The following is a 14,905-nucleotide window of genomic DNA, read 5'->3' as shown; positions in this document are numbered from 1 at the left end:
GTGTTGCTAAGTCGCCAATAACAGAAGAAAAAAAGTGCGAGGAGTAACACGAAAAAGAGGCCACGCTGCCGAAAAAGCGGGTCGGCAGCGGCGGGATTAGCGTAAGCCGAGCTGGAAAATCAGGGTTTCGGCCTGGCAGGCAAAGATAAAATCGACATCCAGGCGCACGCCGTCTGCTTCGTCGGTAAAGCGCGAATGAATCTCACACGGATCGGACTCGACCTGACGCGCTTTGGCGCTCAGTTCGGCCAGCATTGCTTCAGCCGCCTGACGGTCAGCGAACACGCCTGACCAGCTGGCGCTGCAATCGGTATTGTCCATCACGGTGCCGACGTCAACGCAGCAGCAGGCTGCGGTTTCGTTGGCACTACAGTTTCGAATGGCATCAGTCATGCTTTTCTCCTGACGTTAAATCAACACAATCGGATCATTTTCTGTCGCAAAGTGTACGCCGGATGCCGCGCGGCGGCTATCTTCCGCCGGCTAAGTGACGAATATCACACTAAAATTTGATCCAAAACAAATTTGACTCGCTATGCTGGAGCACAACCGCAAGGATTTTGTTAAGCAGATCTGATTTTATCGATCAAAGCGGAAATATTTTAAAAACAATATTGCAACAAATACACAGGTCGGACCTATACTCGTCGCACTGGTCTGATATGTGTCTGTATCGTCAGTCCCTACAATCCGCCGTCCTTTGTTACGCGACGTAACAACGTTTAATAATAATTCAGATGAGGTTGTGGTCATGAACCATAAGAACCTGTTTGCAAAGTCAGCTGTGGCAGCTGCAGTGGCGCTCGTCTCGTCTCACGTCTACGCCGCAGGCTTTCAACTTAACGAATTCTCAGCAATCGGCCTGGGCCGCGCGTATTCCGGTGAAGGCGCCATGGGTGATACCGCCGCTTCCGCCAGCCGTAACCCAGCCACCATGGCCCTGATGGACCGCCCTTCTTTCTCCATCGGTGCCGTCTATATTGATCCGGAAGTGGATATCAGCGGCAACAGTCCGACCGGTAACAGCCTCAACGCCAGCAACATTGCGCCAAACCAGTGGATCCCGAACATCCATTATGTGCATCCAATTAACGATCAGTGGTGGATTGGCGCCTCGGCGACCTCAAACTATGGTCTGGCAACCGAATTTAATAACGGCTACACCGCGGGCGGCTTCGGTGGCAAAACCGATCTGCTGACCGGCAACTTCAACCTCAGCACCGCTTATCGGTTAAATGATAACTTCAGCTTCGGCGTCGGCTTTGACGCGGTGTACGCCAAAGCGAAAATTGAGCGCTACGCCGGTGAAGCCGGTGCCCGTGCCGGTCTGCCGGCCGATACCCAGGTCGCGCACCTGAAAGGTGACGAATGGGGCTACGGCTGGAACGCCGGTATCCTGTATGAAGTGGATAAAAATAACCGCTTCGGCTTCACCTATCGTTCTAAAGTGAAGATCGACTTCGACGGCGATTATAAGAGCAATATCCCGCGCGCCTTCAACGGCACACCGCAGGCGATTGCGCTGGGTCTGCCGTATGGTACCAGCGGTGCCACCATTCCGGGTTCGCTGACGCTCAACCTGCCGGAAATGTGGGAAGTGTCCGGCTGGCATAAAGTCGCGCCACAGTGGGCGGTGCACTACAGCCTCGCCTATACCAGCTGGAGTCAGTTCCAGGAGCTGAAAGCCACCGGCAGCAACGGCCAGACGCTGTTCTATAAAGATGAAGGCTACCGTGATGCGTACCGTATCGCGTTAGGTACCACCTACAACTACGACGACAACTGGACGTTCCGTACCGGTATCGCATTTGATGACAGCCCGGTGCCGGCGGATAAACGCTCCATCTCGATTCCGGATCAGGATCGCCTGTGGCTGAGCGCCGGTGCGTCTTACGCCTTCACGCCGGATGCGTCGGTGGATGTCGGGGTTTCCTATATGCACGGTCAGCACGTGACGGTGAAAGAAGGTCCTTATACCTTTAATTCCGAAGGTAAGGCCTGGCTGTACGGCGCTAACTTTAACTACAAGTTCTGATAATCAGTGCAGCGGCCCATGCGGGTCGCCTGCAGAAAGAAAAACGGCGACCTGAGGGTCGCCGTTTTGTTTACTGGGAGTCGATATCTTTTAAATCATCCTGAATCGCGCTGGCGTTCGGGTTCTCCTCCGGCTTCAGCTTGCCGCCGCTGGCGAGGAAATCGTTACGCTGGAAATAGGCGTTGCGGATAAAGGCGTACGGATCCTGCTGCTGTTTCAGCAGGCCGTCAGAATCGAGCAGCTGGGCACGCGTTTCTACGCCTTCCAGCGTCCATTTACCGATCGACATCGGCCAGGTAAGCCAGCTCAGCACCGGATAAAGCGTATCGACGTAGTCGCCGCCATCCTGACGCACGGTAAAGCTGCCGTAGCCCGGCAGTACCACATACGGACCGTAGCCGACGCCGTAACGGCCCAGCGTACTGCCAAAGTGGTGCGGCACTTCACGCGCCAGCTGCGGATTGGCTTTGCCGGCGACGTCAATGAAGCCGCCAAGGCCCAGCACGCTATTCAGGAAGAAACGGGTAAAGTGAATGCCCGCCTGACGCGGCTCGCCGACCAGAATCGAGTTCACCATGCTGGCCGGTTCATCGAGGTTGCCGAGGAAGTTGCTCAGCCCGGTACGGGCCGGCACCGGCACATAATCACGCCAGGCGACGGCGACCGGACGCACCACGTAAGGATCCAGCACGTTATAGTTGAAGTTAAACATCGTGCGGTTGAACCCTTCGAGCGGATCGCTGCGCTGCGCAGGCATCGTCTCGTCGGCCGGTTTGGAACTGGCACATCCCACCAGCAGTAAACTGGCCAGCGCCAGGCCGGTCAGGCGATTATTCATTCTTCTCTCCCTGTGCGGATAAAAGGTGTATCGCTTCAGGGCTGCTGCTGATTAACCTCAACAGCCATGGGCTGATGACCATCCCAGGCGGTGACCTTGCTTAAACCGAACCAGTCGCCGGACTGCGGATTAGCACTGCCGTCGCGCGAAACGCGCACCCTGACCTGCACCTGATGCTGCGCCGAAAGCAGGCGATCCGGCATCATGGCGTTGCTGTCATCCAGCGTAAGCGATAGCGGGAAGTGGCTGAGCGGTAAACGCTTTACAGCCACAGGCACCGGTGAAACACCGTCAGACACAGAAATATACAACACTCCGCCCGGCGGTAACATTTTTTCTGCCTCTGACGTTAAGCTCACCGTCAATGCCAGCTGGCTATTTTGCTGTCCCGCGTCGGTTTTCGCTTGTTCAATGCTGCGCTCTATCATAGTAATGCGCCGATCGCCGGCCGGCAGCAGCTTCAGCATCATCTGCCACGCACCAATTGCTTCGCCATACTGCTGCTGTTCAAACGCGTTGAACGCCAGCAGACTAAGGGTGCGCACGTTGCTGTGATCGCGCTTCAGCAGATCTTTCAGCAGCACATTGGCCTGGCGGTTATCCTGCGGATCGCTGGAGCGCGTCAGCACTTCGGCATAATCCTGCTGCAGTTCAAGGTTGTCCGGCGCCAGCTGCAGAGCGTGCTCAAAAGCCTGGCTGGCATCGGTGGCGTTGTTCAGCACCATGCCGAGGCGGCCCAGCATCGCCCAGTCATTAAGGTTTTGCGGATCGTTTTGCAGCGAAGTGCGCAGGCCGAGCTGCAGACGCGCCAGCTCTTCCATGGTCAGCGGCTGCGCATTGGGATCCATCACCCGGGCACGCAGCGCCGGATACTCCTGCTGCACGCTTTGCCAGCCCGCCAGCTGGGCAAGACCGCCGGTTTTCAGATAAACGCCCACTGACACCAGCACCAGGACGATCGCTCCCGGCAGCAGCACCCAGCGGCTGCTGTGATGTGCGCGTGCCGCCGCGTCGCCCGGCACGTCGGTCAGCAGCGTTTGCTGCAGTTCGCGCACCATCTCCGGACGTTCACTGACCACGCCCTCGGCTTCATCATGCTCCAGCTCGCGCAGGCGCTGCTGATAAAAATCGGTATTGAGGCGATCGCGATCGCCGCTGCTGGCCTGACGCTGCCGCCAGCCGGTACCGACAAACAGCGCCGTCGCCGCCGCCAGTAAAATAATCAGGGTAATCCAGAATCCAGTCATTACGGCTTCCCGTCACGCTTCAGAATCGCCGCAAGGCGTTGTTGTTCATCGTCATCCAGCTCGCTGCGCGCGTGGCCGCGTCGGTTGCGCAGCACAATGATCAGGCCACCAAGCACCACAAACAGCGCCGGCCCAACCCACAGAATCAGCGTCGACGGCGTCACCGGCGGTTCATAAGTGACGAAGTTACCGTAACGCGCCACCATGTAATCAATGATCTGCTGGCGACTCTGGCCCTGCTTCATCAGCTCATACACTTTCAGCCGCATGTCGGCGGCGATCATCGCGTTGGAGTCGGCAATGCTGTTGTTCTGGCACTTCGGGCAGCGCAGCGATGCGGTGAGCTCGCGATACTGCTCCTCCTGCTGGACCGAATCGAACTGATAAGTATCGATCGCGGCCCACAGGCTGGTGCTCAGCAGCAGACCGGCGAGCAGCATAAGCAGCGGTTTCATACGCCGGCCTCCCTGCTGTATTTCTGCCACAGCGGCTTCACCTCTTCATTCCACACCCGGTCATTCATGTCGCCGGCGTGGCGATAACGGATAATGCCGTGGCCATCAATCAGGAAGGTCTCCGGCGCGCCGTAGACACCGAGATCCAGACCGAGCATGCCATCGCCGTCATACAGGCTCAGCGCATACGGGTTGCCGAGCGTGTTAAGCCAGGTGACCGCTTTGCTGCGATCGTCTTTATAATTGAGACCAACCACGCGAATGCCCTGCTCCGCCAGCGTGTTGAGATATTGATGTTCGGCGCGGCAGGTCGGGCACCAGGTGGCCCAGACGTTCAGCAGCAGCGGTTTGCCATCGGTCAGCACCTGCTGGTTATAGATTTTACCTGGCTGATCCAGCGCTTCGAGTTTAAACACCGGCACCGGTTTACCGATCAGCGCTGATTCAAGGCGCGTGGGATCGTCACCGCTGGCGTTCCGCGTCAGCTGCCACAGCAGCGCCGCCGCCAGCAGCAGAAACAGGACTAAAGGAATAAACAGGATCTTTTTATTCATGCCAGCTCCTCGCGCTGCGCTTTTTTACGCGAGCGATAGCGCGGATCGAGCAGGCACAGCAGGCCGCCCACCGCCATAAATACCCCGCCGAACCAGATCCAGCGCACAAAAGGTTTGTAATAAATACGCACCGCCCAGGAACCGTCATCCAGCTCTTCGCCCAGCGCCGCGTAAAGATCGCGCGTGAAGCCGCCGCTGATCGCCGCTTCCGTCATCATGGTGCGTGCGGCGGTATAGAAGCGTTTCTCCGCATGCAGCACCGCTTCTGGCTTACCGTTGCGTGTGACGTCAATGATCGCCACGCCGCCGCTGTAGTTCGGGCCCTGCAGGTTGTGCACGTCGCGGAAAATAAAGTGATAGTTCTGGATATCCACGCTGTCGCCAGCTTTCATGCGCACGTCGCGCTCAATGCTGTATTGGGTGCTAAAGGCAATGCCCACCACCGTTACCGCCACGCCAAGATGGCCCAGCACCATGCCCCAGTGGCTGCGCGACAGGTGGCGCAAGCCCGCCAGGAAGCGGTGGCGATGGGTGGCGCGTTCGTGCAGCTCCATTAGCGTCAGCAGGATCACCCAGATGGCCATCAGCAGGCCAATCACCGTCATCGCTTCGATGCGATCCTGCAACAGCCACGGCAGCACGATCGACAGGATCAGCGTCACCAGCAGACCCACGCCGAGCCGCTTCCACAGCTTCTGCGGCTCATCGCGGCGCCAGCGCACCAGCGGCCCGATGCCGAGCATCAGCGCGAACGGCGCCATCAGCCAGGTGAACATGGTATTGAAGAACGGCTCGCCAACCGAAATGCTGCCCAGCCCGAGCTGCTTGTGCACCAGCGGCAGCAGCGTACCGAGCAGCACCACCAGCATTGCGGCAATTAGCAGCACATTGTTCCCCAGCAGGAAGGATTCGCGCGACCAGGCTTCGCTCTGCACGCGGCTGCGCACCTGGCCGCCTTTCAGAGCGTACAGCAGCAGCGAACTGCCGATGACAATCACCAGGAAGGCGAGGATAAACATACCGCGCGCCGGATCGGAGGCGAACGAGTGCACCGACACCAGCACGCCGGAACGCACCAGGAAGGTGCCGAGCAGGCTTAATGAGAATGCGGTAATCGCCAGCAGCACCGTCCACGACTTAAAGCTGCCGCGTTTTTCTGTCACCGCCAGCGAGTGCATCAGCGCCGTGCCGGCCAGCCACGGCATAAAGGACGCATTTTCCACCGGATCCCAGAACCACCAGCCGCCCCAGCCGAGTTCGTAATACGCCCACGCGGAACCGAGCACGATACCAATAGTCAGAAATACCCATGCCGCAGTGGTCCACGGACGTGACCAGCGCGCCCAGGCAGTATCCAGCCGGCCCGCCATCAGCGACGCAATGGCAAAGGCAAACGCCACCGAGAAGCCAACATAGCCCATATAGAGCAGCGGCGGATGGAAGATCAGCCCGATATCCTGCAGCATCGGGTTTAGGTCGCGCCCATCAATCGGGAAGTTCGGCAGCGTGCGGGTAAACGGATTCGAGGTGAGGATGATGAACAACAGGAAGCCGAGGTTGATCATTCCCATCACCGCCAGCACGCGCGCCAGCGCATCCTGCGGCATGCCGCGGCTGAAAATCGCTACCGCTAATGTCCAGGTGCTGAGCAGCAGCACCCACAGCAGCAGCGATCCTTCATGCGCGCCCCAGGTGGCGGCGATGCGGTAATACACCGGCAGCAGCGAATTGGAGTTGGTGGCAACGTAGCCGACGGTAAAATCGTTGACTACAAACGCGTGCACCAGCACGAGGAACGCGGCGGCGATACACAGGAACATGCCCCAGGTGAGCGGACGCGCCAGCGCCATCAGCCGGCCATCCTGACGCGCCGCGCCCCACAGCGGATAAATGCTTAATAACAGCGCTAAGCCCAGCGCCAGACACAGCAGAAAGCTGCCAATTTCCGGCATCATGATTGCGTACCCGCCTGCTGATAGGCCGCTGCCGGTCCGTTGTGATTTTTCTTCATCGCATCCTGAATTTCCGGTGGCGTGTACTTCTCATCGTGCTTCGCCAACACCTCTTTGGCGTTGACCAGGTTGCCGTCTTCCAGCACGCCCTGCGCCACCACGCCCTGCCCTTCGCGGAACAGATCCGGCAGGATACCTTCGTAGCTGACGCTGACCACGCCGTTGGCGTCATACAGTTTGAACGACACCGCCAGCGTTTTCGGATCGCGTTTGACGCTGCCTGGCATCACCATGCCGCCGACGCGCAGGCGCTGACCGGCCTCCGGCTTCTGGTGATCCTCACCTTTGCCGTAGAGAATTTCACTCGGGGTGTAGAACAGGTCGATGTTGGAACGCAGCGCGTACATCACCAGCGACGTGGCGAGGCCCAGCCCCACCAGCACCGCCACCACCACGTACAGGCGGTTACGACGACGGATATTCACACGGACTCTCCTGCTGCTTCACTGGCAGCTTGTTTGGCTTTTGCCGCGCGGATGCGGCGCTCGCGGGACTGACGCTGGCGAATCTCTGCCAGCAGGCGGCGACGGAACAGCACGGTATGCAGCACCAGACCGATTAGCGGGGTCAGCGTAAAGCACACGGCCAGCCAGACGTAAAAGGCATAGCCACCCATGGCGAAAAACGCGCTCCACGATGCGAAGGCAGGCGTCATGCTTTGCGTCCTCCCTGCGCCACGTCAATCGCCCAGGGACGATGACGTTCGGTGAACAGAATCAGGTTGCGCAGGCGCATCAGGGTGAGCGCACCAAACACCAGCAGATAGCCGAGAATCGACCAGCGCAGCGGCGTGCGCATGCTGGGATCGATCGCCTGTTGCAATATGCCCGACGAGCCCTGATGCAGCGTGTTCCACCACTGCACGGAGAAGTGAATAATCGGCAAATTAACCACGCCGACCAGAATCAGGATGCCGGCCGCGCGTCCGGCGGTGCGGCGATCGTCGAAAGAGTGATAGAGCGCAATCACGCCCATGTAGAGGAACAGCAGTACCAGTTCAGAGGTCAGACGCGCGTCCCAAATCCACCAGGTGCCCCACATCGGCTTGCCCCACGCCGAGCCGGTTACCAGCGCGATAAAGGTAAACACCGCACCAATCGGCGCCATCGCGGCGGCGGCCAGATCGGCCATCTTCATCTGCCACACCAGGCCAATAAAGGCAGCAATCGCCATCGAGGCATAGACACCCATCGACCACATTGCCGCCGGCACGTGAATGTACATGATGCGGAAGCTGTTGCCCTGCTGATAATCCGCCGGCGCAAAGCCGAATCCCCAAATCCAGCCGAGCAGCAATGCGCCAACGCCCAGGACTGCGAACCAGGGAATCAAGCGACCGCATAGCTGGTAAAGCCGCTCAGGCTTTGCCCACTGGTGTAACCATTTCCACATTGACATTGCTCACACTAAAAAAGAATTCGGATGACGGCCTCTCTACAGGAGGCCCGCCTTAATGCAGACTGATGCGCAGCGCGGCAGCCGTCGCAAACGGCGACAGCGTGGCGCTGACCGCCAGCATGGCGCCGAGAATCGCCAGATAACCGCCGATCGGTAATCCCTGACCGGCGGCATCAATTGCCGCGCTGGCAAAAATCAATACCGGTATCGACAGCGGCAACACCAGCAAACTCAGCAACACACCGCCGCGCCGCAGCCCGACGGTCAGGCCGGTGCCAATCGCACCGAGAAAACTCAGGGTCGGCGTGCCGATCAGTAGCGTCAGCGCCATCGCCCGCCAGCCGGCAAAATCCAGCGACAGCAGCAGCGCCGCCAGCGGTGAGAGTAAAATCAGCGGCAGCCCGGTAATCAGCCAGTGAGCAATCACTTTGCCCAGCACGGTAATCGGCAGCGGCGTCGGCAGTAATAACAGCTGCTCCAGCGAGCCATCGAGAAAGTCATCGCGAAACAGCCGCTCCAGCGCCAATAGCGATGCCAGCAGCGCCGCCACCCAGGCGACACCGGGCGCGATGCGCGCCAGCTGCTGCGGCTCAGGGCCAATGCCCAGTGGAAACAGCGTAATCACGATCAGAAAAAACCACAGCGGATTAACCACTTCCGCGCCGCTGCGGAAGGCAATTTTTAACTCACGCTGAATCACCCGACCAAGCATCACGCCCACTCCGAACTAAGACGAATTTTGCGCACCCGCGCATGGCTGTCCGGCAGATCCTGATGGGTGGTCAGGATCACCGCGCCACCGTTATCGGCATGATCGGCGAAGCGCGCCATTAATTTTTCCACGCCGTGTTTGTCGATGGCGGTCAGCGGCTCATCCAGAATCCACACCGACGCCGGGCTGAGCCACAGTCGCGCCAGCGCCACGCGCCGCTGCTGACCAGCAGAAAGCTGGGCCACCGGCACCTCTTCATAGCCCAGCAGATTGACCTGCTCCAGCGCATCATACAGCGCGTCTTCGCTGCGATCGCCGTGCCAGAAGTGCAGATTCTCCCGCGGCGACAGCACCGATTTCACGCCGGGATGATGGCCGAGATACAGCAGGTTTTGCTGCCAGATTTCGCGCTGCTGGCGGATCGGCTGCTGCTGCCAGTAAACGTCGCCCTGCTCTGCCCGGCTGAGGCCGGCCAGTAGCCGCAGCAGTGACGTCTTGCCCGCGCCGTTAGGCCCTTCAATTTGCACCACATCGCCCGCCTGCACCTGGAAGCTCAGTCCGTGAAACAGGGTTCGCTCATCGCGAACGCACGCGAGATTAATCACTTCGAGCATAGAAGGGAGATTCACAGCAATAAATGAGGCGGGAATAATACCACAACGAAGGCAGGGTCCGAAGTCTGTGCGCAACCTCTCACTTCCCCCAAACGGGGTATTCGTGCGTACCAGATCAAGAAATCGCTCAAAAAATCAACTCACCTCACTTCTTGTTACTCTTAATTTGAATCTTTGTAACATTTCGCCCTTGCTAAAAGCGTCTACGCTTATTACGCACTGGCATTATCACCGGGAGAAAAAATGAAGCCAACGCCATCAAACAGCACGCATGAGAATGACGTGGACAGTGAAGAAAAAGAACAAGGCACGGATATTGAAGTGGACGAAGACGCCCTGCCCTCGCGGGCTGCGGCGATCCATGAAGAGATTCGACAGGATGGGGAAAAGGAGCTGGAGCGCGACGGTATGGCGCTGCTGTGGTCAGCGATTGCCGCCGGTTTGTCAATGAGTGCCTCGCTGATGGCGAAAGGCATTTTCCAGGTGCACCTCGCGGGCGTGCCCGGCGCCTATCTGCTGGAGAATCTCGGCTACACCTTTGGTTTCGTCATCGTGATTATGGCGCGCCAGCAGCTGTTTACCGAGAACACCGTTACCGCCGTACTGCCGGTGATGCATAAACCCACCGGCGGCAATTTTATGCTGCTGCTGCGGCTGTGGAGCGTGGTACTGATCGGCAATTTGATTGGTACCGCGCTGGGCGCGCTGGCGTTTAATCATATGCCGATTTTCGATGACGCTACGCGTCAGGCCTTCACCGCCATCAGCGAAAAAGTGATGGAGCACACGCCGGGCGAAATGTTTGCCAACGCGGTGATTTCGGGCTGGATTATCGCCACCATGGTATGGATGTTCCCCTACGCCGGCGGTGCCAAAATTGTGGTGATCGTGATGATGACCTGGCTGGTGGCGCTGGGCGATCTGGCGCACATTGTGGTCGGATCGGTTGAGGTGCTGTATCTGGTGTTTGCCGGCACCGTGCCATGGCAGGAGTTCCTGTGGCCGTTCGCGCTGCCCACCCTGCTGGGTAATATTACCGGCGGTACGCTGATTTTTGCCCTGATCAGTCACGCGCAGATCCGTAACGACATGAGCGAAGCGGCCAAAGCCAAAGCGCGAGCCGAACAGAAACGTAAAGAGAAGCAGGAAAAGCAGAAAGATCAGGAAAAAGCGTGATCGCCACCGCCTGATTGCTGACACTTTGAGCAAACAGGCGGCCCACGGTTAAAATCCCCTGCACGGTGCGCTATACTGCGCGCCGCACGTCTCCTTAGTTAAATGGATATAACGAGCCCCTCCTAAGGGCTAGTTGCAGGTTCGATTCCTGCAGGGGACACCATAACGACCCGAACCCGCCTCAACCCGCCCGAACAAATCCCCACAAAAACATAACGTTAACCCTTTCCATCCTGAACACAAATGAACCAAACTGCATTGACTACACCGCTTTTTTGCGGGCATATTGTGGGCACAATTAAAAATGACCCGGAATTATGCCCACATGCTGACGGTCAGGCAGATCGACGCCGCCAAACCCAGAGAGAAGTCCTATCGTCTGTCCGACGCAGGCGGTCTGTTTCTGTTTGTCCCGCCTACCGGGAAGAAGGTATGGCGGCTCCGCTACCGCTTTGACGGTAAAGAGAAAACGCTGGTTTTTGGTCCCTGGCCACACATATCCCTGGCCGAAGCACGCGCACGCCAGGCGGAAGCGAAAATGACCCTGCTTTCCGGCGTCGATCCGGCCCGGCAAAAACAGGCGCTGAAGCAAAAGGAACCGATGCCGGATACCCTGACTTTTGAGGGCATTTTCAGGGAGTGGTATGCCCACAAATCTCAGGTGTGGTCAGCGGGGTATGCCGACGAGTTGTACGGGATGTTCACAACCGACATCCTGCCGCTCATCGGCCATCTCCGGATGGATGAGATCGAGCCAACGCTGCTTTTGAAAGTGATACGACGCTACGAAGACAGAGGCGCTCTGGAGCGGGCAAGCAAAGCCAGAAGACGGTGCGGTGAAGTGTTCCGCTATGCGATCGTAACCGGCCGTGCGCGCTACAATCCGGCCCCGGACCTTATCGGAGCGCAGCAGAGCTACCAGAAAAAGAATTTCCCCTTTCTCACCATGGATCGTATCCAGGCGTTTCACCGTGCTCTTGACAGCTATTCCGGCAGCGTCATTGTAAAAAATGCGGCGCTTGTCCTGCATTACACGGCCCTGAGAACGAAGGAGGTGCGGTTTCTCAGGTGGGAAAATGTCGATTTTGAAAGCCGCCTCATCACTGTTGATGCAGAGATCATGAAAAGCCGGCGCATTCATATCGTACCGATGTCAGATCAGGTGCATGCGCTGATGTCACTGACGAAGAAGCTCACTGAACGTCACACCCTGTGTTTCCCGGGCAGAAGCGATCCGAAAAAGCCCATCTGTGAAAACGCCATTCTGGGCCTCATCCGACGGCTCGGCTATGAGGGTCAGACGACCGGACACGGGTTCCGGCACCAGTTCAGTACCGTAATGAATGAGCTTCACTGGAACAGTGACGCCATAGAGGCGCAGCTTGCTCACGTTAATTCTCAGGGTACGCGCGGGGTATATAACCACGCGCAATACCTGAATAACCGCTATGAAATGATGCAGCGATGGGCTGACTGGCTGGATGGAAGGGAGTAACACTCAGATTATCGGCCGGTTATCCTCCCGCGCTGATATCACTCCCCACGTCTGCACGCCGATGATCGTTATCTCTTCCAGCGCCTCCCCCTCAAACATTTCTCCGTCTTCGCAGGCGATGTAATTGCGTCCCAGCATGCCAGGCTGGCAGATGCCGAAAGCCACAAAGTAGATTGTGTCACCCACTTTTGGCCGAACCGACCTGTCGATTATCGCCACGCCATCACACGTTGGAATGTGAAGCGTTTCAGACGGCCGCGAAGTGATCAGCACCGGACCACCGGCAGGTCGGAAACTTTTGTGGTATAGGCCGGCGAAAGCATCTCGCGCTTCATCGCCCATGTGTTCTGTATACCCTGCCCTGCGAACCATAGATTCCCCTTCCCGCTCAGGTTGAGACCATCCATCACGCGCATCAGCGCCTCGCTGTTGGCCTGTGGTTTGTTTTCATCAAACAGATTCAGCTGCGACACGCCTTCGCTGTAAAAATCGCCCAGCATCACGCCAGCCTTCATATAGCGGTGTCCTTCAAGCCAGATGCGATCGAGCGCTTCAATGGCCACCCGGATGATGTCCCGCGTGTCGTTGGTCGGCGTGAGCACCTTGCCTGTCGACTGGTTGCCATAGAAGACTTCGCCCACGGCATGAGGACTGGTCCGGACGAACACGGCTATCTGCGAGCAATACTGGCGCTCTCCGCGCAGCTTGCCTGCAGCGCGCGCGGCGAAGGTGCATATGGCTTCACGCATGTCGTCGTATTTGGTGATCCGGGAGCCGAATGAACGGGAGCAGACGATTTGCTGTTTGGCTGGCGCGAACTCTTCCAGTTGCAGGCATGGCTCACCGCGCAGCTCTCTGACGGTTCGCTCCAGCACAACGTTGAAGTGTTTGCGGATGGTGTAGGTGCTTTGCTCTGACAGGTCTTTCGCGGTCATGATGCCCATGGTGTTGAGCTTCCTGCTGATGCGCCGGCCAACGCCCCAGACATCCTCAACCGGTACCAGCGCCATAAGCTTGCGCTGACGGTCGATATTCGACAGGTCCAGCACGCCGCCGGTCTTCGTCCACTTCTTGGCGGCATGGTTAGCCAGTTTGGCGAGTGTTTTGGTCTGCGCTATCCCTACGCCTACGGTCAGGTGCGTTTCCTGCTTAACGCGCGCCCGGACAGCGCGGCCAAATTCCTCAAGCGGGTGGTTGCGCTGCATGCCGTCCAGGCACATAAACGCTTCGTCGATCGAGTAGATTTCCACGGCCGGCACCATGCTCTCCAGCGTGCTCATCACGCGGTTGCTCATGTCGGCGTATAACGCGTAGTTAGAGCTGAATACCTGCACCTTGTGCCGGCGAAATTCATCCTTCAGCTTGAAGTATGGCGCGCCCATGGGGATTTGCAGCGCCTTAGCCTCTGCCGAACGGGCAATGACACATCCGTCATTGTTGCTCAGCACCACTACCGGCTTTCCCCGCAGATCGGGCCTGAATACTGTTTCGCAACTCGCATAGAACGAGTTCACATCGACCAGGGCAAACATCACACACCGCCATTGGGATTGAACACCTGAAACAGGCGCTCTTCTCCGTCGGTTTTGGTGATGTCGCGGAACGTTGTGGTGTGCATCTCGATCCACTTATTGGCCGCCCGCAGCGTGTAATGCCAGTTCAACCGGTCAAGTTCCCTGATGAAGTCGAGCGTGCTGATGGTGTAGCGGCCGGCAGCGTCGCGTTTCACCGCCTGCCGGAAAGCAATCATGATTTCGTAGTCGCGTGGCATGGTCATTTACCTCCGTGATAAACACTGTATGGATAAACAGTAATATCGATCGGTAGAACTGATCAAGCCGCTGCGGTTGGGGTTTTTGTAAAGCCATTGGTGGGCATAGATATTTTTTCTCTCCTGCAGGCCAGGATTCTGCACCCTTTATACCCGTAAGGTGCTTAATCCAGAGCAAAAGATAAATTATTATCTATTCCTTACAGACACTGCATGGTGGCGAAGCCAGCACGACTGGCATTCAGGATTTCCCTTTCCCCTTGTTTCAGCGACATATCAGCGCCTGCCAGCCCTGTTCCCGTACAGACACTCACCTCCCACGGCCTCCTGACCTGAAAACTTTTTCGTCAGACCTCTTACCAGCAACGGATGGCTGCCTGAACGCCTGGAATTTTGCTGATGATGTTTTAGTATTGGCCTGTGACCATCTGTGAAGGCAGATGCTCTGTCATACCCGTATTAAGGCAATATTAGCTATCCCCCGGGTACCTGCTGGGTCCGGGGCTTTTTTTTTACTTCTGATATCCGGAAAACCGTTTTAACGCCTTTCGCCGGTCAGCTTTTACTGGCGGCGGCCCCATAACGTGCTCATTTTTGC

16 protein-coding genes and 1 tRNA gene are annotated in these 14,905 nt (G+C 57.8%); 4 read left to right on the top strand and 13 right to left on the bottom strand.

All coding sequences use genetic code 11. The annotated features are described in order from the left end of the window. Positions 1-96: 96 nt before the first annotated feature. Positions 97-393, bottom strand: coding sequence for a YfcZ/YiiS family protein (locus MXF20_RS09955; RefSeq protein WP_325969097.1), 297 nt, complete (start codon positions 391-393; stop codon positions 97-99). Positions 394-751: 358 nt separating this feature from the next. On the opposite strand from MXF20_RS09955, the gene fadL reads away from it, so the two are divergent. Then, positions 752-2,035, top strand: coding sequence for a long-chain fatty acid transporter FadL (gene fadL / locus MXF20_RS09950; protein ID WP_325969095.1), 1,284 nt, complete (start codon positions 752-754; stop codon positions 2,033-2,035). A 70-nt stretch (positions 2,036-2,105) separates the two neighbouring features. Here fadL and mlaA read toward each other — a convergent pair whose 3' ends face one another. The 10 genes from mlaA to ccmA are packed head-to-tail and all read right to left on the bottom strand — an operon-like array spanning position 2,106 to position 9,865. Next, positions 2,106-2,873 carry a phospholipid-binding lipoprotein MlaA gene (gene mlaA / locus MXF20_RS09945; protein WP_325969093.1) on the bottom strand — a complete coding sequence of 256 codons (768 nt, stop codon included), beginning with the start codon at positions 2,871-2,873 and terminating at the stop codon, positions 2,106-2,108. 35 nt (positions 2,874-2,908) lie between these two features. Continuing rightward, positions 2,909-4,120 carry a c-type cytochrome biogenesis protein CcmI gene (gene ccmI / locus MXF20_RS09940; protein WP_325969092.1) on the bottom strand — a complete coding sequence of 404 codons (1,212 nt, stop codon included), beginning with the start codon at positions 4,118-4,120 and terminating at the stop codon, positions 2,909-2,911. Continuing rightward, entirely contained in the window at positions 4,120-4,575 is a 456-nt protein-coding gene (locus MXF20_RS09935) for a cytochrome c-type biogenesis protein (protein ID WP_325969091.1), read from the bottom strand. The genes ccmI and MXF20_RS09935 overlap by 1 nt, the downstream gene beginning before the upstream one ends. Further along, positions 4,572-5,129, bottom strand: a complete 558-nt coding sequence (locus tag MXF20_RS09930; protein ID WP_058782039.1) for a DsbE family thiol:disulfide interchange protein — start codon at positions 5,127-5,129, stop codon at positions 4,572-4,574. The genes MXF20_RS09935 and MXF20_RS09930 overlap by 4 nt, the downstream gene beginning before the upstream one ends. After that, the gene (locus tag MXF20_RS09925; RefSeq protein WP_325969089.1) at positions 5,126-7,084 is read right to left on the bottom strand and encodes a heme lyase CcmF/NrfE family subunit; all 1,959 of its coding nucleotides are present in this window, start codon (positions 7,082-7,084) and stop codon (positions 5,126-5,128) included. Before MXF20_RS09925 ends, MXF20_RS09930 begins: the two co-directional genes overlap by 4 nt. Next, on the bottom strand, positions 7,081-7,566 hold the full coding sequence (gene ccmE / locus MXF20_RS09920; RefSeq protein WP_021509145.1) for a cytochrome c maturation protein CcmE: 486 nt from the start codon (positions 7,564-7,566) through the stop codon (positions 7,081-7,083). Before ccmE ends, MXF20_RS09925 begins: the two co-directional genes overlap by 4 nt. Next, the gene (gene ccmD / locus MXF20_RS09915) at positions 7,563-7,796 is read right to left on the bottom strand and encodes a heme exporter protein CcmD (RefSeq protein ID WP_325969087.1); all 234 of its coding nucleotides are present in this window, start codon (positions 7,794-7,796) and stop codon (positions 7,563-7,565) included. The genes ccmE and ccmD overlap by 4 nt, the downstream gene beginning before the upstream one ends. Then, positions 7,793-8,533 (bottom strand): heme ABC transporter permease, encoded by a 741-nt coding sequence (locus tag MXF20_RS09910; RefSeq protein ID WP_058775840.1) that lies wholly within the window; start codon positions 8,531-8,533, stop codon positions 7,793-7,795. Before MXF20_RS09910 ends, ccmD begins: the two co-directional genes overlap by 4 nt. A 58-nt stretch (positions 8,534-8,591) precedes the next feature. Next, entirely contained in the window at positions 8,592-9,251 is a 660-nt protein-coding gene (gene ccmB / locus MXF20_RS09905; RefSeq protein WP_058758454.1) for a heme exporter protein CcmB, read from the bottom strand. Beyond that, complete coding sequence (ccmA, locus tag MXF20_RS09900; RefSeq protein ID WP_325969086.1) at positions 9,251-9,865, bottom strand: cytochrome c biogenesis heme-transporting ATPase CcmA; 615 nt, start codon at positions 9,863-9,865, stop codon at positions 9,251-9,253. Before ccmA ends, ccmB begins: the two co-directional genes overlap by 1 nt. Positions 9,866-10,108: 243 nt before the next feature. Between ccmA and MXF20_RS09895 the strand changes: the two genes are divergently transcribed. From MXF20_RS09895 to MXF20_RS09885, 3 genes are all read left to right on the top strand, one after another. Next, the gene (locus MXF20_RS09895) at positions 10,109-11,041 is read left to right on the top strand and encodes a formate/nitrite transporter family protein (protein ID WP_325969085.1); all 933 of its coding nucleotides are present in this window, start codon (positions 10,109-10,111) and stop codon (positions 11,039-11,041) included. 88 nt (positions 11,042-11,129) lie between these two features. Further along, positions 11,130-11,204 (top strand) — tRNA-Arg (locus MXF20_RS09890). Positions 11,205-11,366: 162 nt separating this feature from the next. Next, positions 11,367-12,536 carry a tyrosine-type recombinase/integrase gene (locus MXF20_RS09885; protein ID WP_152390608.1) on the top strand — a complete coding sequence of 390 codons (1,170 nt, stop codon included), beginning with the start codon at positions 11,367-11,369 and terminating at the stop codon, positions 12,534-12,536. 266 nt (positions 12,537-12,802) lie between these two features. Here MXF20_RS09885 and umuC read toward each other — a convergent pair whose 3' ends face one another. Together umuC and MXF20_RS09875 are read right to left on the bottom strand one after the other, a co-directional pair. After that, positions 12,803-14,068, bottom strand: coding sequence for a translesion error-prone DNA polymerase V subunit UmuC (gene umuC / locus MXF20_RS09880; RefSeq protein ID WP_325969083.1), 1,266 nt, complete (start codon positions 14,066-14,068; stop codon positions 12,803-12,805). Next, on the bottom strand, positions 14,068-14,307 hold the full coding sequence (locus MXF20_RS09875; protein WP_058771615.1) for a hypothetical protein: 240 nt from the start codon (positions 14,305-14,307) through the stop codon (positions 14,068-14,070). The genes umuC and MXF20_RS09875 overlap by 1 nt, the downstream gene beginning before the upstream one ends. Positions 14,308-14,905 lie beyond the last annotated feature (598 nt).

Source organism: Pantoea dispersa (genome assembly GCF_035783935.1).
In the GTDB taxonomy this organism is placed as follows: domain Bacteria; phylum Pseudomonadota; class Gammaproteobacteria; order Enterobacterales; family Enterobacteriaceae; genus Pantoea; species Pantoea dispersa_C.
This window is presented reverse-complemented; position numbering and strand designations above follow the sequence as displayed.